This window comes from Flavobacterium sp., from assembly GCF_039916025.1.
Lineage (GTDB): Bacteria > Bacteroidota > Bacteroidia > Flavobacteriales > Flavobacteriaceae > Flavobacterium.
The window spans coordinates 1-19,278 of the sequence record NZ_JBDSMB010000060.1; the positions used below are offsets into that span (position 1 = coordinate 1).

At 34.9% G+C, this 19,278-nt stretch carries 22 protein-coding genes; 14 read left to right on the plus strand and 8 right to left on the minus strand.

Features of this window, described 5'->3' with window-relative positions:
- The first annotated feature begins 221 nt into the window (after positions 1 to 221).
- The gene (locus ABIQ27_RS03350; protein WP_348032047.1) at positions 222 to 941 is read left to right on the plus strand and encodes a glycosyltransferase family 2 protein; all 720 of its coding nucleotides are present in this window, start codon (positions 222 to 224) and stop codon (positions 939 to 941) included.
- On the opposite strand, the gene ABIQ27_RS03355 is transcribed toward ABIQ27_RS03350, so the two are convergent.
- The 6 genes from ABIQ27_RS03355 to ABIQ27_RS03380 all read right to left on the minus strand — a co-directional run bounded on the left by ABIQ27_RS03355 (position 938) and on the right by ABIQ27_RS03380 (position 6,212).
- On the minus strand, positions 938 to 1,537 hold the full coding sequence (locus ABIQ27_RS03355; RefSeq protein WP_348032049.1) for a DNA-3-methyladenine glycosylase 2 family protein: 600 nt from the start codon (positions 1,535 to 1,537) through the stop codon (positions 938 to 940). The genes ABIQ27_RS03350 and ABIQ27_RS03355 overlap by 4 nt on opposite strands.
- A 1-nt stretch (position 1,538) precedes the next feature.
- Positions 1,539 to 4,028, minus strand: coding sequence for a DUF5686 family protein (locus ABIQ27_RS03360; protein ID WP_348032050.1), 2,490 nt, complete (start codon positions 4,026 to 4,028; stop codon positions 1,539 to 1,541).
- A gap of 60 nt (positions 4,029 to 4,088) precedes the next feature.
- Positions 4,089 to 5,066, minus strand: coding sequence for a pyruvate dehydrogenase complex E1 component subunit beta (locus ABIQ27_RS03365; RefSeq protein WP_348032052.1), 978 nt, complete (start codon positions 5,064 to 5,066; stop codon positions 4,089 to 4,091).
- Positions 5,067 to 5,234: 168 nt separating this feature from the next.
- A complete protein-coding gene (locus ABIQ27_RS03370) occupies positions 5,235 to 5,450 on the minus strand; it encodes a hypothetical protein (RefSeq protein ID WP_348032054.1) in 216 nt (71 codons plus the stop codon).
- 11 nt (positions 5,451 to 5,461) lie between these two features.
- Entirely contained in the window at positions 5,462 to 5,800 is a 339-nt protein-coding gene (locus ABIQ27_RS03375) for a hypothetical protein (RefSeq protein WP_348032055.1), read from the minus strand.
- 16 nt (positions 5,801 to 5,816) lie between these two features.
- Positions 5,817 to 6,212 carry a hypothetical protein gene (locus tag ABIQ27_RS03380; RefSeq protein ID WP_348032057.1) on the minus strand — a complete coding sequence of 132 codons (396 nt, stop codon included), beginning with the start codon at positions 6,210 to 6,212 and terminating at the stop codon, positions 5,817 to 5,819.
- Positions 6,213 to 6,411: 199 nt separating this feature from the next.
- Between ABIQ27_RS03380 and ABIQ27_RS03385 the strand changes: the two genes are divergently transcribed.
- From ABIQ27_RS03385 to ABIQ27_RS03415, 7 genes are all read left to right on the plus strand, one after another.
- Positions 6,412 to 7,158 (plus strand): electron transfer flavoprotein subunit beta/FixA family protein, encoded by a 747-nt coding sequence (locus tag ABIQ27_RS03385; RefSeq protein WP_348032059.1) that lies wholly within the window; start codon positions 6,412 to 6,414, stop codon positions 7,156 to 7,158.
- A gap of 89 nt (positions 7,159 to 7,247) precedes the next feature.
- Positions 7,248 to 8,216: an electron transfer flavoprotein subunit alpha/FixB family protein gene (locus ABIQ27_RS03390; protein WP_348032061.1), complete on the plus strand. Its 969-nt coding sequence runs from the start codon at positions 7,248 to 7,250 to the stop codon at positions 8,214 to 8,216.
- 195 nt (positions 8,217 to 8,411) lie between these two features.
- On the plus strand, positions 8,412 to 9,038 hold the full coding sequence (locus tag ABIQ27_RS03395; protein WP_348032063.1) for a bifunctional nuclease domain-containing protein: 627 nt from the start codon (positions 8,412 to 8,414) through the stop codon (positions 9,036 to 9,038).
- Positions 9,039 to 9,111: 73 nt separating this feature from the next.
- Positions 9,112 to 9,936: a thymidylate synthase gene (locus tag ABIQ27_RS03400; RefSeq protein ID WP_348032065.1), complete on the plus strand. Its 825-nt coding sequence runs from the start codon at positions 9,112 to 9,114 to the stop codon at positions 9,934 to 9,936.
- Positions 9,937 to 9,994: 58 nt separating this feature from the next.
- Positions 9,995 to 10,396, plus strand: coding sequence for a hypothetical protein (locus tag ABIQ27_RS03405; RefSeq protein WP_348032070.1), 402 nt, complete (start codon positions 9,995 to 9,997; stop codon positions 10,394 to 10,396).
- A gap of 102 nt (positions 10,397 to 10,498) precedes the next feature.
- Positions 10,499 to 10,933: a hypothetical protein gene (locus ABIQ27_RS03410; RefSeq protein ID WP_348032072.1), complete on the plus strand. Its 435-nt coding sequence runs from the start codon at positions 10,499 to 10,501 to the stop codon at positions 10,931 to 10,933.
- A 435-nt stretch (positions 10,934 to 11,368) separates the two neighbouring features.
- The gene (locus ABIQ27_RS03415; protein ID WP_348032074.1) at positions 11,369 to 12,565 is read left to right on the plus strand and encodes a beta-propeller fold lactonase family protein; all 1,197 of its coding nucleotides are present in this window, start codon (positions 11,369 to 11,371) and stop codon (positions 12,563 to 12,565) included.
- Between the two features lie 76 nt (positions 12,566 to 12,641).
- On the opposite strand, the gene ABIQ27_RS03420 is transcribed toward ABIQ27_RS03415, so the two are convergent.
- Complete coding sequence (locus ABIQ27_RS03420) at positions 12,642 to 12,938, minus strand: isoamylase early set domain-containing protein (protein WP_348032076.1); 297 nt, start codon at positions 12,936 to 12,938, stop codon at positions 12,642 to 12,644.
- A gap of 238 nt (positions 12,939 to 13,176) precedes the next feature.
- Here ABIQ27_RS03420 and ABIQ27_RS03425 point away from each other — a divergent pair, with 238 nt between their 5' ends.
- Genes ABIQ27_RS03425 through ABIQ27_RS03440 form a run of 4 tightly spaced genes read left to right on the plus strand, consistent with a single transcriptional unit; the run spans position 13,177 to position 15,514 of the window.
- Positions 13,177 to 13,515 (plus strand): 2TM domain-containing protein, encoded by a 339-nt coding sequence (locus ABIQ27_RS03425; protein WP_348032077.1) that lies wholly within the window; start codon positions 13,177 to 13,179, stop codon positions 13,513 to 13,515.
- Positions 13,512 to 13,994 carry a dihydrofolate reductase gene (locus ABIQ27_RS03430; RefSeq protein ID WP_348032079.1) on the plus strand — a complete coding sequence of 161 codons (483 nt, stop codon included), beginning with the start codon at positions 13,512 to 13,514 and terminating at the stop codon, positions 13,992 to 13,994. Before ABIQ27_RS03425 ends, ABIQ27_RS03430 begins: the two co-directional genes overlap by 4 nt.
- 55 nt (positions 13,995 to 14,049) lie before the next feature.
- Complete coding sequence (gene ubiE / locus ABIQ27_RS03435) at positions 14,050 to 14,784, plus strand: bifunctional demethylmenaquinone methyltransferase/2-methoxy-6-polyprenyl-1,4-benzoquinol methylase UbiE (RefSeq protein ID WP_348032081.1); 735 nt, start codon at positions 14,050 to 14,052, stop codon at positions 14,782 to 14,784.
- 19 nt (positions 14,785 to 14,803) lie between these two features.
- Positions 14,804 to 15,514 (plus strand): porin family protein, encoded by a 711-nt coding sequence (locus tag ABIQ27_RS03440; RefSeq protein ID WP_348032083.1) that lies wholly within the window; start codon positions 14,804 to 14,806, stop codon positions 15,512 to 15,514.
- Between the two features lie 2 nt (positions 15,515 to 15,516).
- On the opposite strand, the gene ABIQ27_RS03445 is transcribed toward ABIQ27_RS03440, so the two are convergent.
- Positions 15,517 to 16,239 carry an RNA methyltransferase gene (locus ABIQ27_RS03445; protein ID WP_348032085.1) on the minus strand — a complete coding sequence of 241 codons (723 nt, stop codon included), beginning with the start codon at positions 16,237 to 16,239 and terminating at the stop codon, positions 15,517 to 15,519.
- A 37-nt stretch (positions 16,240 to 16,276) separates the two neighbouring features.
- On the opposite strand from ABIQ27_RS03445, the gene ABIQ27_RS03450 reads away from it, so the two are divergent.
- Positions 16,277 to 18,829 (plus strand): BamA/TamA family outer membrane protein, encoded by a 2,553-nt coding sequence (locus ABIQ27_RS03450; protein WP_348032086.1) that lies wholly within the window; start codon positions 16,277 to 16,279, stop codon positions 18,827 to 18,829.
- Positions 18,830 to 18,878: 49 nt separating this feature from the next.
- Positions 18,879 to 19,278: class II fructose-bisphosphate aldolase (locus ABIQ27_RS03455; protein WP_348032088.1), on the plus strand; the 400-nt coding region annotated here is incomplete at its 3' end.

A 19,278-nucleotide genomic window follows, 5' to 3' on the forward strand; every position in this document is an offset into this window, starting at 1 on the left:
ATGCCATAACTATTGGCACATAAATCATGTATGATTCCATAAATATAATTTTTGTTATAAATTTTATCGGTCGCAAAAGTAACAAATCTTTAACAAATAAAAACAATTAATTTATGAATGTTTGAATAGCGCTCCAGCCCAATATTTGTCTTGATTTATTTACTTATAAAAGCATTGTTTACTAATTCAAAAAAACTATTTTTGAAAATATTTATCATTTAATGGAAATCAAAAAACTTTCTATCATCATCCCGTGCTTCAATGAAGGTCCAACTGTTTATAAGATATTGGACAAAATAAAAGCCGTTTCACTTCTGAATACTATCCAAAAAGAAATCATTATCGTGAATGATTACAGTACAGATAATACTTCGGAAAGCATAAAAAGTTACATTGAAAATAATTCCTCTCTCAATATCGTTTTTCTCGAACATGATAAAAACAGAGGTAAAGGCGCTGCGCTTCACACCGGAATAAACAGTTCTACCGGAGAGGTTATTATTATTCAGGACGCCGATTTAGAATACGATCCCGAAGAATACAACATTCTTTTGAAACCGATGATTGATGGCGTTGCCGATGTTGTTTATGGAAGTCGGTTTATGGGCGGAAATGCGCATCGTATTTTGTTCTTCTGGCACAGCATTGGGAACAAATTCCTGACGTTTTTGAGTAATATGTTTTCCAATTTGAATCTGACAGATATGGAAACCTGCTACAAAATGTTCCGCAGTGATATTTTAAAATCAATTAAACTTAAAGAAAAACGCTTTGGTTTTGAGCCTGAAGTCACCCAAAAAGTGGCGCGAATTCCAAAAATCAGGATTTATGAAGTTGGTATAAGTTATTATGGAAGAACATTTGACGAAGGAAAGAAAATAAACTGGAAAGATGGCTTTCATGCTATCTATTGCGTTTTGAGATACGGTCTTTTCAACTAAGCAAAAGGCTTGCGGTTTCGTTTTTCCAGATAATGATGCCAAAGTATAAAGGTTGCCATGGTTCTAAATGGCTTCCAATTTTCAGAAAGTTTTTCCATTTCTTCTTTGGTGTGAACATCAAACAATTCTTTAATCGTATTGACAACCGCAATATCGCCAAGTGGAATAATATCCGGCGATTGCAATGCAAACATCAGGTAAACATCAATTGTCCAATGCCCAATTCCTTTGAGTTTTATAAGTTCATTCCGTACCTCATCGGCAGATTTCGACGCAAAACTTTCCAAATCCAATTCGGCTGAAACTGCATTGGCCAATACTTTAAGATAGCTAATTTTTTGACGGCTTACGCCACAACTTTTTAAATCTTCTTCAGAACATTGACTGATAGTTTTAGGAGAAATAGTTCCTAAAAGGTTTTCTATTTTTATAAAACAGGCTTTCGCCGAATCGATAGAAACCTGCTGTTCTAGGATTAGTTTGCAAAGTGTTACAAATCCGGATGGTCTTGACGGAATATAAAAAGTGCCGTATTGCTGATGCAGCTTTTTAAAAACTTCATCCTTTTCAACCAAAAATGTAATGGCTTCCTGCATCTTAGAAATAAAATCCGAATGAACCTTTTATTGTAAAGTTATTGGTGTCAGGGATATCTCTGTAGTTGGCTCGCCATGCAAAATCAATGCGGAATACTTTGAAGATATTTCCAATTCCGGCGTTGTATTCCCAGTATGGTTTTTCCGGAGCCTGATAAATTAAACCCGAAGCATTAATCAATCTGTTTTCGTCTGAAACTGTTCCATAAACACCCTTCACACCAACGATTTCACGTAGGTTGAGCTTTCTCAAGAACGGAATTCTGGCAAATATTTTTCCCTGGAAATTGTGTTCCCACTTTAAAGTAGCATACTGATCGGCTACAAATTCGTAGAAGTTAAGGTTGCTGAATGTATTGTCAATAATAAACAATGTCTGGTTTCCAGGAACAACACTCATTAAGCCCAACGGAATCTGCCCAAAAGTTTTTCCTAATTCCATTGTGATATTAGAACGACCCAACGCACCAATAATAATTGGTTGTTTGTAATATAACTGAAGCTTTTGATAACTAAAATCACTATTAATAAATCCTTTGAATCCTTGACTGTAATTCACAAAAATTCGACTAAAGGGCGCATCAATATCACGTCTTTCTACACCATATCCTATCGTTCTTTTCTTTGGCGTAAGTTCAACCTGCAAGTTTATTTCCGATTGCGTTACGTCGCTTTTTGTAGTCGTTTGAGTAGCATCTGTGTAATAATCCAATTTGAATATATCTGACGCCGATTCTAAAGTCCGGTATGAGAATCCAAGCTGGAAAATTATATTTTTGATAGGCTCCATTTCTACGGCTAAAGTACTCAGATTAATGTTGGTTAATTTACCATTAGAACCAGTCGTAAACAGTCCTGACGAAGCATAACTTCTACCCAAGACATCGTTTGTTGTTGTCAGACTCGCGCCTATTTGCTCCACATCGCGCCTGTTTCCTCCCGAAATAATGATTCTTTCTTTCTTATCGATCATCCATTTTCCGGAAATTCCATATTTTACCTTATTGTCTTTAAATCCGTAGGCTGTGTATCCTTGTAATCTCCAAAGGTCATTCGGTCCAAAATAGGTTCTGACTCCGGCTCTAAGTCGCAATCCTTCTACTTCATTGTTACCGATGGTTGAAAATATTGGCCCATAATCCAAATGGTATTTAGGCATTTCAATATAACCGCTTCCAAGAATGGAAACCAAACTATAAAGCCGCTTGAATTTCTTTACCGTTTTGAGCGTGTCAATCATGGCGTAGATTTTCTTCTCGTCTTTGTTGAGCTTTTCAAATCGGTTTTCGTCCCAATACTCATTAGTCTTGGCGTAAACCTGGTTGTCTATATAATTGACTTCTTCTTTGTAGAATTTATCCGGTTTCTTTTCGTCAAACTTAAAGTTTCTGTACAAGGTTGTACGTTTTCCATAAACCCCTTTTGATTCTTCTTTCTTTCTCAAGGCAAAATCAGACATCATATAATCTCGTGTTGGCAGAAAAACAGAATCATTCAACACTTCGTATTCCTGTTCCAGATAAATGTCTTTTACCCAGTTAATATTGGCACTTTTGGTAATTGCCATATTTATTTTTTTGATGGCAAAAGTGGTGTCGTTCACCCAAAAATCTCCTTTAAATGTCAATTCGTTTTTACGTCTTGGATAGAATATAATATTGTAACAAAGTTTATTATCGATAACCGCAGTATCTGCCAAAACATAGTTATAAACGTCAATTCCTGTACGTGACAACGGACTCGTAAAGCTTTTGTCAAAGAAATTCAGATAGTTGTCATAAATATCAAAATCGTTATACAAATCCTTGATGAACATGTTCACGCCATCGCCGCTTCCCAAACCTGAATTTTTGTTGGCTTTCAGAATTTCTCTCGTTCTTTTATTTTGATTGTCGCCATAAACATCAGACAATGATTCGTTGATGAAAATTGGCAAATAGGTTTTCCCGGTAACTTTAGAAGTATCGATATTTTTGAAAACGAATTCCATGCCTTTGAAAATTTTACTTTTCATAAAAGCACTATCGATAGTGTTCATGTCAAATTCTACCTTTTCATACTTTTCATATTCATATTGCTTGAACATTTTGATTCCGTTCTTTCTTCTTCGTTCCCAGATTTTTCTAAGAATATCCAAAGCCGGATTGTTCTTTTTGGAAGTTTTACCAGCATAGATTTTGACTTCTTTTAACGCGTTTCCTTCCGTTAGAATTACTTTGAAATCGTAGTTTACCTTTTCCGGCAACTTTACAGTTTTATCCGGAAAACCCACAAATGAGACTACTAATTCAGTATAATTATCTGGAGATTCTATATAAAATCGTCCGTCTTCATTGGAAACAACTCCAGTATTGGAACCTTTAAAAACCAGATTGGCATAAGGAATTGGCTGATTGGAATTATCAACCACCATACCGCTCACTTTGGTTTGAGAAAAGCTGTTAATTGATAATGCAAAAAATAAAATAAGTAGCGTAAAATTCTTTCTCATAGTAAAAAAAAACTCCATCAGAGTTGTTCTGATGAAGTTTCAAATATAAGTAAATTAATATTATTTGTAAGTTACTTTTTTCACAGCTTTAATAACATCTTCTGCGTTTGGTAACCATTCTTTTAAAAGTGTTGGTGAATATGGCGCTGGTGTATCAGCAGTAGTGATTCTTTGAATTGGTGCATCCAAATAATCAAACGCTCTTTCCTGAACCATATAGGTAATTTCAGAAGCAACGCTGGCAAACGGCCAGGCTTCTTCAAGAACTACTAATCTGTTTGTTTTTTTAACCGAATTGATAATCGCGTCATAATCCATTGGACGAACTGTTCTCAAATCGATTATTTCGCAAGAGATTCCTTCTTTCGCTAATTCATCTGCAGCGATAAAAGCTTCCTTAATAATTTTACCAAAAGAAACGATTGTTACATCTGTTCCTTCTCTTTTTATCTCAGCAACTCCAAGTGGAATTGTATATTCACCTTCCGGCACTTCGCCTTTATCACCATACATTTGTTCAGATTCCATGAAAATAACAGGATCGTTATCACGAATAGCTGCTTTCAGCAAACCTTTGGCATCATAAACATTTGATGGAACTACCACTTTCAAACCTGGTGTGTTTGCAAACCAGTTTTCAAAAGCCTGTGAGTGTGTTGCTCCCAATTGTCCGGCAGAAGCTGTTGGTCCACGGAAAACCATCGGCATTGGAAATTGTCCCGCTGACATTTGACGCATCTTTGCAGCGTTATTTATAATCTGGTCGATACCAACTAATGAGAAATTGAAAGTCATGTATTCCACAATCGGACGACAACCGTTCATCGCTGAACCAACTGCAATTCCTGCGAAACCAAGTTCGGCAATTGGCGTGTCGATTACTCTTTTTGGCCCGAATTCGTCAAGCATACCTTTTGAAGCTTTGTAAGCACCGTTATATTCGGCAACTTCTTCGCCCATTAAATATACTGATTCGTCGCGACGCATTTCTTCACTCATCGCTTCGGCTATCGCTTCTCTAAATTGTATCGTTCTCATATAAAAATTACTTTGTATCAATTTTGGATAGCAAAAGTAAAAATTAAAAATGATAAACGGCTTTTTTTAAGATAATTTGTAGTGAGTTTTTAACGCAAACGATGTAACAGGAAATAGCAAAGCACCGTTAAAAATAACAGTACTTTGTTCCAGTTAAGATGCTTTATTTTATAATCCGTGATGTTGCGCAACTTCTTTGTCATAAGTTGATGCTTTTTGACTATGTTCGATTGCTGATTTTGCGCTTTCATTCGCTTGAATTTCTTCTCCGCCAGCATGGTATTTTGCTGCTTCTAAATGTGCTTTTGCTGCTTCAGTGTGTTCTTCAGCCGCATTTTTGTGGCTTTCAACAATATCTAATGTTGCTTGATTATGCGTTTCCATATTTTTATTTTTTATTGGTTATTTTCATTTTCTTCAAGATCGTTGTGATTGTCACCACCAATGCTGTAGCCATGATTTTCTTCGTCTTCGCTACCTATATCTTCCTGCTGCTCATCAAGTTCTGAACCCGGAATATCTAAATCATCGCCCGATTGATCTTCTTCAAAGGTTTTTTCATTGTACTTTCCATCATTTCCATTAGATGTTTTTTTTCTGGAAATATCTTCGGGATCAATTTCTGTTTCTTCCTTATCCGTATTGTAGATATCCTCGCTTGGTGGATAGTTTGGATAACCTGGATAAGTTTCATCGGTCTCTTCCGTTTTATTTTTTGATGTTGTAGTTTTCATGATATTATCGATTATATTATTTTTCCTTCTCTCTTTTCAATTTCAATTCTTCGATGTCTGCATCCATTTTTTCTTTTTTCATCCCGACTCTTATAAAACCAAAAATGCTCATATAAACATTGGCAACCCAGACTAATGCAAAGCCTGAAATTAAATATCCCCGCCAACCTTCATACAACAAATGAAACTTTGTTATGAATAAAAAAAGTATTGTGACATAATGGCTAAAACAATATTCGCAGGTAAATAAATAGAAGAACTTACGCTGAAACATTGTTTTGCATGATTTGGATTTTTCAATGCAAAACTCTCTTTGTTCTTTAAAAATTTCTTCTCTTGTAACAGTCCAAGCAATGCACGCAATTGGAATTGCTAAAATGAACAGTTGAGTTATTTGTTGTGATAATTCCATCCACTAAAATCTAGGTTATGTGTTTTGTAAATTTACTTTACACACACTTTAAGTGTTTTACACAACTATTATTTTGTTTTATAAAATTGACATTTTACGAAATCGATATAATAGTGAAAAATATTATGCGCGCATAGTATATAATTCGAAATATTATTCTAATTTTGTGCTTCGAATTTTCAACAAACACTCAATACTTATGAAAATATTAGTTTGCATCAGTCATGTTCCTGATACTACTTCAAAAATCAATTTTGTTAATGGCGATACTGAATTTGACACAAACGGTGTTCAATTTGTAATCAATCCTAATGACGAATTTGGATTAACCAGAGCTATTTGGTTTCAAGAACAACAAGGTGCTAATGTTACCGTTGTCAATGTTGGTGGCGCTGATGCCGAAGCAACTTTGAGAAAAGCGCTAGCCATTGGTGCTAATGAAGCGATTAGAGTAAATGCAACTCCAACTGACGGATTTTTTGTAGCCAAACAATTAGCCGAAGTAGCAAAATTTGGTGGATATGATTTAATTATCTGCGGAAGAGAATCATTGGATTATAATGGCGGAATGGTTCCCGGAATGTTAGCTTCATTATTGGATTATAACTTTGTAAATTCCTGTACAGAAATCACTATCGACGGAACTTCTGCAAAAGCAGCCAGAGAAATTGATGGTGGAAAAGAAACGATTTCAGCTTCACTTCCATTAGTAATTGGTGGACAAAAAGGTTTGGTTGAAGAAAAAGACCTGCGTATTCCAAACATGAGAGGAATTATGACAGCCAGAGCAAAAGTGTTAACCGTTCTTGAACCTGTTGCTGCAAATATCAATACCAAAGCGGTGAAATTTGAAAAACCAGCTCCAAAATCAGCGGTGAAATTGTTCGCTCCGGATGATTTGGACGGGTTGATCAATGCATTACACAACGAAGCTAAAGTAATTTAAAAAAATTATTATAAATTATAAATTTTGAATTTTAAATGATTGCTATTTCCATTTAAAATTTATAATTCAACATTCAAAATAATAAAAATATGTCATTATTAATATACGCAGAATCGGCAGACGGAAAATTTAAGAAAGTTGCTTTTGAATTGGCTTCTTATGCCAAAAAAGTAGCCGAATCTTTAGGAACAACTGTTACAGCAGTAACCGTAAATGCTGGAAACGTATCCGATTTATCAAAATATGGAGTAGACAAAGTATTGAAAGTGTCTAACGACAAACTGAAAAATTTCAATGCCAAAGGGTACGCTGATGTTGTAAAGCAAGCTGCTCAAAAAGAAGGAGCAAAAGTAATTTTATTGTCTTCTACAACCGACAGTTTATACATGGCGCCATTAGTTGCCATAGGTTTAGACGCCGGATTTGCTTCGAATGTGGTTGGATTGCCTTTGAGCACTTCGCCATTTCAGGTAAAAAGAAATGCTTTTTCAAACAAAGCTTTCAATATAACCGAAATCAATACGGATGTTAAAGTATTAAGCCTTGCCAAAAATTCTTATGGTGTTTTTGAAAGCGCTTCATCTGCAACCGAAGAAGATTTTGCACCAAGCTTAAACGATGCCGATTTCAATGTAAAAGTAGAATCAGTAGAAAAGACTTCAGGAAAAGTAACCATCGCCGATGCAGATACTGTAGTTTCTGGTGGTCGTGGTTTAAAAGGTCCGGAAAACTGGGGAATAATCGAAGATTTAGCGGCAGTTCTTGGTGCGGCAACAGCTTGTTCAAAACCAGTTTCTGATTTAGGCTGGAGACCTCACAGCGAACACGTTGGGCAAACAGGAAAACCTGTAGCAGCCAATTTATATATTGCGGTTGGAATTTCTGGAGCGATTCAGCATATTGCGGGAATCAACTCTTCTAAAGTGAAAGTAGTTATCAATACTGATGCTGACGCACCATTTTTTAAAGTTGCTGATTACGGAATTGTAGGCGATGCTTTGGAAATTCTTCCAAGATTAACACAAAAACTAAAAGAATTTAAAGCGCATAACGCATAATTTAAATTCCAATATTTCAAATTCCAAATTCCAATAAAGTAAAATATTGGGGTTTGGAATTTTCTTTTTTGGGATTTAAAAGTTTTTAGAAGCAAAAACTTTTTGTTACTTTGCATTCCGAAGTTTCGGAACATAAAATTTACAATAAATTAAAAGACCTGAGACTTAATACTCAAGTCTTGATACTTACAACTAATGAGTTTAGTAAAACTAACTATAAAAGGAATTTCCTATAGTCAAACGCAGAATGGCGCTTATGCCTTGATTTTAAATGAAGTTGATGGCGAACGAAAATTACCTATTGTCATTGGTGCTTTCGAAGCTCAATCCATTGCGATTGCGCTCGAAAAAGAAATAAAACCACCGCGTCCTTTGACTCATGATTTGTTCAAGAGTTTTGCCGACAGATTTGATATTGTCGTAAAACAGGTGATCATTCACAAACTGGTTGATGGTGTTTTCTATTCGAGCATTATTTGCGAAAGAGATAAAATTGAAGAGATTATTGATGCCAGAACTTCGGATGCTATTGCTTTAGCATTGCGATTTTCGGCGCCGATTTTTACCTATAAGAACATTTTGGACAAAGCCGGAATTTATCTGAACAACCCAACCGAATTAGAAAATCAGAATCCCGATGATGAAGGTGTGCTTTCTTCTCCGGAAACTTTTGGATTAGACGATGAAGGCAATGCCTCAACAGATATTTATAAAAGCATGAGCCTTTCGGAACTGCATGAAGCTTTGGAAAAAGCAGTTCAAAACGAAGATTATGAAAAGGCAGCCAAGATTCGCGATGAGATATCTAAACGAGAGTCATAAAAAGTTTATTCGTTTATTCGTTTATTTGGTTATTCGAATCAACAAATAACCAAATAACCAAATCTACATAAAGATGAAGCAATACCATGATTTAGTGCAACACGTTTTGGAAAACGGTTGCCAAAAAGGAGACAGAACAGGAACGGGAACCAAAAGTGTTTTTGGCTACCAAATGCGTTTTGATTTGAATGAAGGTTTCCCAATGGTAACGACGAAAAAACTGCATTTAAAATCGATTATCTATGAATTGCTTTGGTTCTTAAAAGGCGACACTAATATTGAGTATCTTCAGGAAAATGGTGTTAAGATTTGGGATGACTGGGCAGATGAAAATGGTGATTTAGGTCCGGTTTACGGATATCAATGGCGCAACTGGAACGGAGATGAAATTGACCAAATCACTGAACTGATTGATACGTTAAAGAAAAATCCAAATAGCCGACGAATGTTAGTTTCCGCCTGGAATCCTTCTGTGTTGCCGGATACTTCAAAATCATTTGCTGAAAATGTAGCCAACGGAAAAGCAGCCTTGCCACCGTGTCATGCGTTCTTTCAGTTTTATGTTGCCGATGGAAAATTATCCTGCCAATTGTACCAACGAAGCGCAGATATTTTTCTTGGTGTTCCTTTTAACATTGCTTCTTATGCTTTGTTTACGATGATGATTGCACAGGTTTGCGATTTGCAGGTTGGGGATTTCATTCACACTTTTGGTGACGCACACATCTACAACAACCATTTCGAGCAATTGGAATTACAATTATCGCGTGAGCCAAAACTGCTTCCTAAGATGATTTTAAATCCAAATGTGAAAAACATCTTCGATTTCACTTTTGACGATTTCACTTTGGAAGGCTATGAACCTCATCCTCATATTAAAGGCGCTGTAGCGGTTTAGATTTCTGCATTACTTCGGTAAGTTTATTTGTTATCTTTGGAAGATACTAAAGCTTCCCGTGAAAAAAATACCTATATTATTTGTTTTACTTTTTTTGATTAGTTCTTGCAAAAATCAAGTCGTCGAAAATAGAAATAATAATTCGAAAGAAAATGCTACAATTGTTACTACACAAAAAAGCAAAATCACAAATTCTGCTTTTGAAAAGGAAAACATATTTGGCATTTGGACAACTGACCCAAATGGACCACATGCTGATTTTGAATTAACTGAAAATTCATTTTATCTTGTAGATTATGATGGCGATGGCGATATGTCATATGAAATTAATGATAACAAAATTAAAATTAAATATCCTGATTTTGAGAAAACCGGATTAATTAAGAAAGCTGAAAATGATTCTTTAATTATTTATTGGGAAAGCGGGGAATTTACAACTTATGTGCGATGGAAGCAATAATTCCTGCTCCTATACAGATTTAATCAGCGCATAAAACTTAAGCAATTCTCCCGAAGTTTCGGAACATCAAACCATAGGACTTGACACATTTAAAAGATTTCCATGAAAACAATAATCACGATTTTAATTTTAATTTCAAGTCTGACATCATTTTCTCAATCTGATAAAATAGCTGGTGATTATCAAGGCACACTTTATACAAAAGAAGGCGACTTATTTGAATATAAATTTACTCTAAGTCAGGATGGAACATTTGTTTTCCATTATTATTCGAACATGAAATTAAGAATTCCGCGCATAGTAAATAAATACGGAAAAGGAAATTGGAAATGGGTTGAAAAAGACAAAATGATTTCATTTGTTTCCGATAAGCAAAAAGACTTTGATGAAAAAAACACCTTAGACTTTACGAATTCCAAGGCAAGATTTATAACAAAATCTCCCCGAGACAAAAGCGACGAAATAGTTAAAACAAGGTTTATCTTCTTTCAATCTGAAATCTCCTGGATAAAAGGAATTGGCATGTTTAAAATTTAATAGTTTTAAACCCACAAGAAAAAAAGGCTCAAAAAGTACTTTCCATCTATAATGATGGTGAAAAAGCAATAATGATGTTAAAAATATTTGGTGAAAGCGATTTTTATAAAAACACAAACTCTGTTCACAACCAATAAAAAACAATCAAAAAAACCAGCAACTCCGATTTATTAAAAAACGATAGGTTTGCGCTTATAGCTGGAAGTGTAGACGCTTTACTTTTTTGTTTCAACCCATATTTTAAATTTCAAAATCAACAAGATTTCTTCTTGTAACCGCAACATTCACAACAGTGTAGGTGTCAATTGTGTAATAACTATAAATTATTGTGTAAATTTTAAAAACAGCTGCTAAGGTAATTTTAATTGATAATTCAGACTATTCGAGTAACTGAATTCAAAAATTTAAAAATTTAAAATTTAAAAAAAATTACAAATGAAAACAATTACACAGATTACCGGAGCAAGTATTGCAGCGCTTCTTTTCTCATTTACAGGCTGTAGTAAAATGGACGAAACCTCAACTGGAGATTCGGGCAAGAATGCTACAAAAGAAATGATGAAAGAAAATGGCAATAATCCTGATGAGGCAGTTTTTAGAAACTCATCAAAAATGCGTTCCAGCATTTATGTTTACACAGAGAGCAATGATTCAGGAAACAACAGCGTCCTTATTTATAAACGAAATGGTGCTGGAGATTTAGAATTAGTTGGAACTGAAGCTTCCGGAGGTGCTGGTAATGCTTTAGGACTTGGATCACAGGGAGCATTAACACTTGATGCTGATCACAAGTTTTTATATGCTGTGAATGCGGGAAGCAATTCTATTTCTTCCTTTAGAGTGTTGCCTAATGGAAATCTAATGCTTAAACAAACAATAAACTCTCAAGGAATTACGCCGGTAAGTCTGGCTATCCATGAAGATATCTTATATGTTGTACATTCCGGAGATGGCACTATCAATGGATTTCATTTAGGTCCGAATGGTACTTTTTCACATATTGCAGGTTCACATAAAAATTTGAGTTCTGCTATGGCGGGACCAGCAGAGATAGCCTTTTCTCCAAACGGAAATCATCTTTATGTTACCGAAAAGATGACCAATACTATCAGCACGTTCAGTGTTAATAATGCAGGAGTCGCGGGTTCAAGAGTATCAACGCCATCTGTAGGGAATACACCTTTTGGATTTGACTTCGCCAGAGATCAATACATGATTGTTTCAAATGCCGATGGCGGAACGGCGAACCTTTCTTCAGTAACATCATATAGTGGCGTAAACTCAGGCAATTTGGCAGCTGTGAATGGAGCTATACCAAATAATCAGACTGCAGCTTGTTGGGTTGCTACCACAATGTATGGCAGATATGCATTTATATCAAATACAGGATCTGACGATGTATCATCATATTATGTTGGTGCCGGTGGAAATTTAAGTATTATTGAAGAAAACATCCCAAGTGGTGATTCTCCAATTGACCTGGTTGTAGCATCAGACAATTATAGCGTATATGTCTTATGTGCGATGGATCATACCATTCAGCAATATAAAAGAACTGAACTTGGAGGATTAACACATACCGGAATAGTTCACAGCCTGCCAGTACATGCAGCAGGACTTGCTACCTGGTAAAAAAAAGTTTCATTATTAAAAAAATCCGCCTCGATTACTCGGGGCGGATTTTTTACCAATAAACTTAAACCAAAATTTATAGTGCTAACACACCATTTTCTGCTCCTGCAAATTCGTTATAAGCATAACTATCTGCTTCAGGATCGTTTACGTAAGTACCATCCACTAAATATTTGAACTCAAAAGAATTGTCTTTTGGTAAATCAAAAGTCGCTTTGAAAGTTCCTGTTTTTAGTTTTGATAATTCACCTTCTGCTGGATTCCAATTATTGAAATCACCAACTACTGAAGCTGTATTTGCTTCTTTTGCCTCGATTGAAAAGGTAACTTTAACAACCGGTTTTGTTTTTATAACTTGTTTCTTGATAGCCATAACTAATTCATTTATAGATTACTGTGGCAAAGTAAAGCAATAGTTTGATACCATTTACACACCAAATCACTTTTGAGAATATGCTAATATCTAAGCTAATTTAGAAGAAGATGTATAATTTAAAGTACTTTTAATTTTGCATCTGTGATTAAGAAAACGATTTCGAGAAGATATATCTTAAAATGACATTTCGTCATTTTAAAAATAAATTTTACCTTTAAGCCACAAATTTCGTCTTATGGAGAACAATCAACATGAATTATACGAGTACGCACGTGACAGAATCAAACAAAAAAAACGTTTATTCTTCCACTTTATTGTGTTAGTTATTGGCAGCATTTTTTTATTTAGTGCCAATCACCTGCTCAACTTTCACGACGAAATCAATTGGTGGATTTGGGTTGTATCAGTTTGGTGTTGCATTTTCATTTTCCATGTTATTAAAGTTCTCGTTACCGATAGTTTTATGAATAAAAACTGGGAAAGAGCCCAAGTTGACAAATTGATGCTCAAGCAAAAGAAAAAAGTAGAACAACTGCATAACGATTTGGAGAATACAAAACCATCGGAAGAATGATTACACTTATTGCGGCTGTTGCCGAAAACAATGCGCTTGGCAAAGACAATCAGTTACTTTGGCATTTGACGGATGATTTCAAAAGATTTAAAAACAGGACTTCCGGGCACTACATTATTATGGGAAGAAAAACTTTTGAAAGTTTCCCAAAACAATTACCAAACAGAACGCACGTTATTATTACACGTCAAAAAGAGTATACTTCTGAAAATTGCATCGTCGTTGATTCATTGGAAAAAGCAATTGCTATTTGTCCTAAAGGTGAAGAAATTTTCATTATTGGCGGTGGTGAAATTTATAAACAATCCATTGAAACTGCTAATAAATTGGATATTACAAGAGTTCATCACAGTTTTGAAGCCGATACTTTTTTCCCTGAAATCGATTTGACCAAATGGAAACTAACTTCCTCAGAATTTCATCCAAAAGACGAAAAACACGACTTTGATTTTACTTTTGAAACCTATCTGCGAAAGTAAACTGCGAGAACTCTCCTAATTAAAATATTGGCTTATATTTGCCAAAAATTCAAGCATGTCAAAGATTATCACGCCATATAAAGATTCATCATTAGGCAAAAAAGAACAGGTTGCCCAAATGTTTGACAACATTTCAGGAAGCTATGATGGCCTGAACCGGGTTATATCGCTAGGTATTGATATGAAATGGCGGAAAAAAGTTGTCGCATTAGTTGCCGAAAAAAATCCCAAAATTATTCTTGACATTGCTACCGGAACCGGAGATTTGGTAATTATGATGGCAAATAATACTGCTGCCAAAAAAATCATTGGTCTTGATATCTCGGCAGGAATGCTCGAAGTAGGGCAGCAAAAAATTGACGAAAAAAAACTATCAGAAAAAATAGAAATGGTTTTGGGCGACAGCGAAAAAATGCCTTATGATGACAACTATTTTGATGCGATTACTGTTTCGTTTGGAATCAGGAATTTTGAAAATCTCGAAAAAGGACTAGCCGAAATCTACAGGGTTTTAAAGCCTAACGGGATTTTTGTGATTTTAGAAACTTCGGTTCCGGTTAAATTCCCATTCAAACAGGGCTATACCTTTTACACTAAATTTATTTTACCTATCATTGGGAAAATCTTCTCGAAAGACAATAATGCTTATGGATATTTATCAGAATCTGCGGCAAATTTTCCTTTTGGTGAAACTTTAAACAATATATTGCGTAAAATTTCGTTTATAGAATGTAAAGCTATGCCACAGACGTTTGGTGTTGCCACAATATATACAGCAACCAAAAAATGAAATTGACTTTTTAAATAATATGAAAAAAATAGTAGTTCTATTTCTTCTACTTTCTATATACGCCAACGCACAATTAGGCAAAAGTATGTTTACAAAAGATCCAATAATCAATTTGGAGAATTTTGATAAACAACGTATATATTGGGGTTACTTTTTGGGCTTTAGCACTTTTGATTTTAAAACCGATTTTAAAACGAATCCCGCGCCAAACATGCTTATAGATGTTAAAGGTCATTCCGGATTTAACGTTGGGTTAGTCGGCGTGCTTCGTCTGCATGAATATGTTGAGTTGCGCTTTGAACCGGGGCTATATTACGCCAGCAGAACCCTAACCTATTCCCAATTCGATACCGAAAGAGACGGCGTCAGAGAAGTAAAAGCAACCTATATTGACTTTCCTTTGATACTAAAGTTTTCTTCTTTGAGAACCGGAAATGTCAGACCTTATCTTCTTGGCGGGTTATCCTCTACCTTGAATCTTTCGAGTAATTCTAAATCTAAAGATGATAATTTGGAGCAAAAATTCAGAGTAAAACCCTGGACGCAGAATTACACTGTGGGTTTTGGTGTTGATTTATATTTTGAATACTTCAAATTCTCACCTTCTATTCGTGGTGTTTTTGGATTGAAAGACGAATTAATCCGGGACACCGATCCAAACAGTCCATGGACAGGAAATATTCAATCGCTGAAAACCCGTGCGGTGCTTATCAACTTTACTTTCCATTAAAACTATCTTCTGAATTCACTTAAGAAAATCGCGGTTGCGGTTGCCACATTTAAACTTTCCGTTTTTTGCATGTCGCCAAATCTTGGAATGGCAATTCTGTTTTTTATGCTTTTTTCTAATTCGGCAGAAATTCCATTGGCTTCGTTTCCGAGAATTAAAATTCCTTCTTTTGGCAATGTTTCTTTATAAAGGTTTTTGCCATCCATAAAAGTGCCAAAAACAGGAAGTGGACTTTGTGAAATATAATCTTTCAAATCAACATAATTTACCTTTACTCTTGTAATCGAACCCATTGATGCCTGAATTACTTTTGGATTATAAACATCAACGGTTTCGTGGGAACAAAGCAATTGGGTAACGCCAAACCAATCGCATAACCGAATGATAGTGCCCAAATTTCCCGGATCGCGAATATCATCTAAAGCGACAATCAATCCTTTAGTATTTATTTTGGCTGCAGCCGGAATTTTAAAAATCGCCAAACAAGAACTTGCCGAACTCAAAGCCGAAATTCGCTTCATGTCCTGTTCTTTTATCGCTGTTTTTTGGGAAATGGATACTTGTTCAAAAATAGCTTCAGTTTCAAATAAATGTTCGAGTACAAAATTTGATTCTAACAATTCCTGTATTACTTTTACACCTTCAGCAATGAACAATTGATGCTCGATTCTGTATTTTTTTTGCTGAAGGCTTGTAATTAATTTTATTTGGTTTTTACTAACCATAAAATAATGTATTTTTGAATTAAATATTTCGCAACACTTGAAAAAGAGTATCACAAAAATATCATTATTTATTCTAATTGGGCTAATTATCTTTGGTTGCAACACCACAAAAAGAGTTCCTGAAGGTAAAAGTCTCCTAACCAAAAACAATATTTTTGTAGATGGTAAAAAAAACAACGGTGAAGATGTTTTCAATCAGTTGTATCAAAAACAAAACAGCTCCATTCTTGGTTATCGCCTGCGATTGAATATTTACAATTTGGCCAAACAAAAAACAGACTCAATTTACCGAGCCAAGTTTGCCAATAATCCAAAGAAATATTTCCGAAAAGTAAAATGGCTTTCAAAGAAACAAGTCAAAAGATTAGGCGAGTCTTTTTGGTATTCGGGCATTCACAACTTTCTCAGAAAAACCGGTGAAGCACCCGTAATTTTAGATACGGTTAGCACCAAAAAATCGCTTAGACGTTTAAAGTCTTTTTATTATACCCGTGGTTATTTTGATGTCACTGCTAATTATAAAATTGACAGCATAGCCCGCAAAAAAATAAAACTCAGATACGATATTGTAAAAGGCACTCCATACATAATCGATAGTATTAATAGTTATATCTCGAGCAAACCATTAGATTCTATTTATCAATTGAGAAAAAGAAATTCGTTTGTAAAATCGGGGAAACGGGTTATATATTCAAATTTTGATGCTGAAAAAACAAGAATTACAGAAGATTTCAGAAACAATGGTGCGTTTCGTTTTCAGCAAAACTATGTTACTTATGTAATTGACACATTAACCAATAAGCATATTGCTAATGTGGATATGAATATTGAAAACGAATCTATAAGAGTTGAAGATAGTGTGTATAGCGTTCCTTTTGAATTGTATAAAATCAGCAAGGTCAATATTTACACCGATCATAGTCCAGCCAATCAAAACCTACCAATAAAAGACAGTACGGTTTATAAAGATTTTACTTTATATAGCGTGAACAAATTGAAATACCGTCCAAAAGCAATTACGGATGGTATTTTTGTAACCAAAGGCAATTATTTTTCAGACAATAAAACAACACTGACTTCAAAATATTTGAGTAATCTTAAAGTTTTCAATTATCCATTGATTCAGTATATTGAAGATAAAGATCAAAAAAACGGCTTGATTGCGAATATTTATTTGTCACCAAGAAAAAAATATACGTTTGGTTTTTCTACCGATTTTGTCCATTCTAACATTCAGGAATTTGGAATATCAGGAAATACATTTTTGAGTATCCGAAATGTGTTTAATGGTGCTGAAACCTTTGAAATTGGAGGCAGAGGAAGCATTGGTGCTTCAAAAGATTTTGCCAATCCACATAATAATTTTTTCAACATTTCGGAAATTGGAGCAGATGCCAAATTAAATTTCCCAAGATTGTTTTTGCCTTTCAAAACAGACAAAATCATTCCGAAAACCATGATTCCGTACACTACGATTAGTTTGGGTTATTCGAAGCAAACCAATATTGGACTCGATAAACAAAACTTTACCAGTTCATTAGTTTATAATTGGACGCCAAAAAAGAACACCATTTTCCGTTTTGATTTGGTAAATATTCAGTTTGTAAAAAATATAAATCCCGGCAATTATTTTAATGTATATGGTTCTTCTTATAAAGTTTTGAATACTTTGGCAGTTACTTATGGTGCCAATCCAAATTATTTTAATGATCCAACGGATTTGAATTCTGGCTTAACAATTAATGAAGGCGGAGTTGAGAACTTCTTATCCGACGTAAGGAATGATGCCTTTAATTTATCTGTGGCAGATGCTAAAACTATCAATAGTATTGTTGAACAAAAAACAAGATTAACAGAAGACAATTTAATTGTTGCTTCGAGTATTTCGTTTTCAAAAACGTCACAAAAAGATTTATCAGACAACACTTTTTATGCTATAAAAGCAAAGGTAGAATCTGCCGGAAATTTAATGTCGCTAATCGCCGGAGCAGCTAAACAAACAGAAAACAATTCTAAAACTGCTTTTGGCGTAGCATTTTCACAATACATAAAAACCGAGTTCGAATACATTAAACACTGGGATTTACAACGCAAAAAAGTATTGGCAGCCAAAGCATTTATAGGTGTTGCCATTCCTTATGGGAACTCAAACAGCGTTCCTTTTTCGCGAAGTTATTTTGCCGGAGGAACAAACGATATTAGAGCCTGGCAATCCTATGGCTTAGGCCCGGGAAAAACAGCTTCGATCAATGATTTTAACGAAGCCAATATGAAACTGTTGTTTAACACTGAGTTTCGTTTTGGCATTTTCCAACAATTATACGGAGCATTCTTTATTGATGCTGGAAATATCTGGAATATAAGTGATGTTGTTATCAATCCTGATGCTGTTTTTTCTGGTTTGAAATCATTAGAAAATATTGCCGTTGGTTCCGGTTTCGGACTTAGATATGACTTTAATTTCTTTGTTATCCGATTTGATTTAGGTTTCAAAACCTACAATCCTGCCAATCCTGAAAATGAAAAATGGTTCAAAGAAATGCGCTTTGACAAATCGGTTATAAATATTGGAATTAATTATCCTTTCTAAAATTAGAAATTATTATTTTTGTAGACTTAACTTTTAAACAACACAAACGATGGCTCACAATATAAAACCTGGAGTAGCAACTGGAGATGAAGTTCAGGCAATTTTTGCTTACGCGAAAGAAAAAGGATTTGCACTTCCTGCGGTAAACGTTATTGGATCAAGTACAATTAACGGTGTTTTGGAAACTGCTGCCAAATTAAAAGCTCCGGTTATTATTCAATTCTCTAATGGTGGAGCCGCCTATAATGCTGGTAAAGGACTTTCAAATGCAGGTGAAAAAGCAGCTATTGCTGGTGGAATTGCAGGAGCAAAACACATTCATACTCTAGCAGAAGCTTATGGTGCAACCGTAATTCTTCATACTGACCATTGTGCTAAAAAATTATTGCCTTGGATTGATGGTTTATTAGATGCTTCTGAAAAGCATTTTGCCGAAACAGGAAAACCTT

Bases quoted from the DNA above. Each gene is read 5' to 3' on its own strand.
- ABIQ27_RS03350 (WP_348032047.1), top strand. From the start codon at position 222: ATGGAAATCAAAAAACTTTCTATCATCATCCCGTGCTTCAATGAAGGT.
- ABIQ27_RS03355 (WP_348032049.1), bottom strand. From the start codon at position 1,537: ATGCAGGAAGCCATTACATTTTTGGTTGAAAAGGATGAAGTTTTTAAA.
- ABIQ27_RS03360 (WP_348032050.1), bottom strand. From the start codon at position 4,028: ATGAGAAAGAATTTTACGCTACTTATTTTATTTTTTGCATTATCAATT.
- ABIQ27_RS03365 (WP_348032052.1), bottom strand. From the start codon at position 5,066: ATGAGAACGATACAATTTAGAGAAGCGATAGCCGAAGCGATGAGTGAA.
- ABIQ27_RS03370 (WP_348032054.1), bottom strand. From the start codon at position 5,450: ATGGAAACGCATAATCAAGCAACATTAGATATTGTTGAAAGCCACAAA.
- ABIQ27_RS03375 (WP_348032055.1), bottom strand. From the start codon at position 5,800: ATGAAAACTACAACATCAAAAAATAAAACGGAAGAGACCGATGAAACT.
- ABIQ27_RS03380 (WP_348032057.1), bottom strand. From the start codon at position 6,212: ATGGAATTATCACAACAAATAACTCAACTGTTCATTTTAGCAATTCCA.
- ABIQ27_RS03385 (WP_348032059.1), top strand. From the start codon at position 6,412: ATGAAAATATTAGTTTGCATCAGTCATGTTCCTGATACTACTTCAAAA.
- ABIQ27_RS03390 (WP_348032061.1), top strand. From the start codon at position 7,248: ATGTCATTATTAATATACGCAGAATCGGCAGACGGAAAATTTAAGAAA.
- ABIQ27_RS03395 (WP_348032063.1), top strand. From the start codon at position 8,412: ATGAGTTTAGTAAAACTAACTATAAAAGGAATTTCCTATAGTCAAACG.
- ABIQ27_RS03400 (WP_348032065.1), top strand. From the start codon at position 9,112: ATGAAGCAATACCATGATTTAGTGCAACACGTTTTGGAAAACGGTTGC.
- ABIQ27_RS03410 (WP_348032072.1), top strand. From the start codon at position 10,499: ATGAAAACAATAATCACGATTTTAATTTTAATTTCAAGTCTGACATCA.
- ABIQ27_RS03415 (WP_348032074.1), top strand. From the start codon at position 11,369: ATGAAAACAATTACACAGATTACCGGAGCAAGTATTGCAGCGCTTCTT.
- ABIQ27_RS03420 (WP_348032076.1), bottom strand. From the start codon at position 12,938: ATGGCTATCAAGAAACAAGTTATAAAAACAAAACCGGTTGTTAAAGTT.
- ABIQ27_RS03425 (WP_348032077.1), top strand. From the start codon at position 13,177: ATGGAGAACAATCAACATGAATTATACGAGTACGCACGTGACAGAATC.
- ABIQ27_RS03430 (WP_348032079.1), top strand. From the start codon at position 13,512: ATGATTACACTTATTGCGGCTGTTGCCGAAAACAATGCGCTTGGCAAA.
- ubiE (WP_348032081.1), top strand. From the start codon at position 14,050: ATGTCAAAGATTATCACGCCATATAAAGATTCATCATTAGGCAAAAAA.
- ABIQ27_RS03440 (WP_348032083.1), top strand. From the start codon at position 14,804: ATGAAAAAAATAGTAGTTCTATTTCTTCTACTTTCTATATACGCCAAC.
- ABIQ27_RS03445 (WP_348032085.1), bottom strand. From the start codon at position 16,239: ATGGTTAGTAAAAACCAAATAAAATTAATTACAAGCCTTCAGCAAAAA.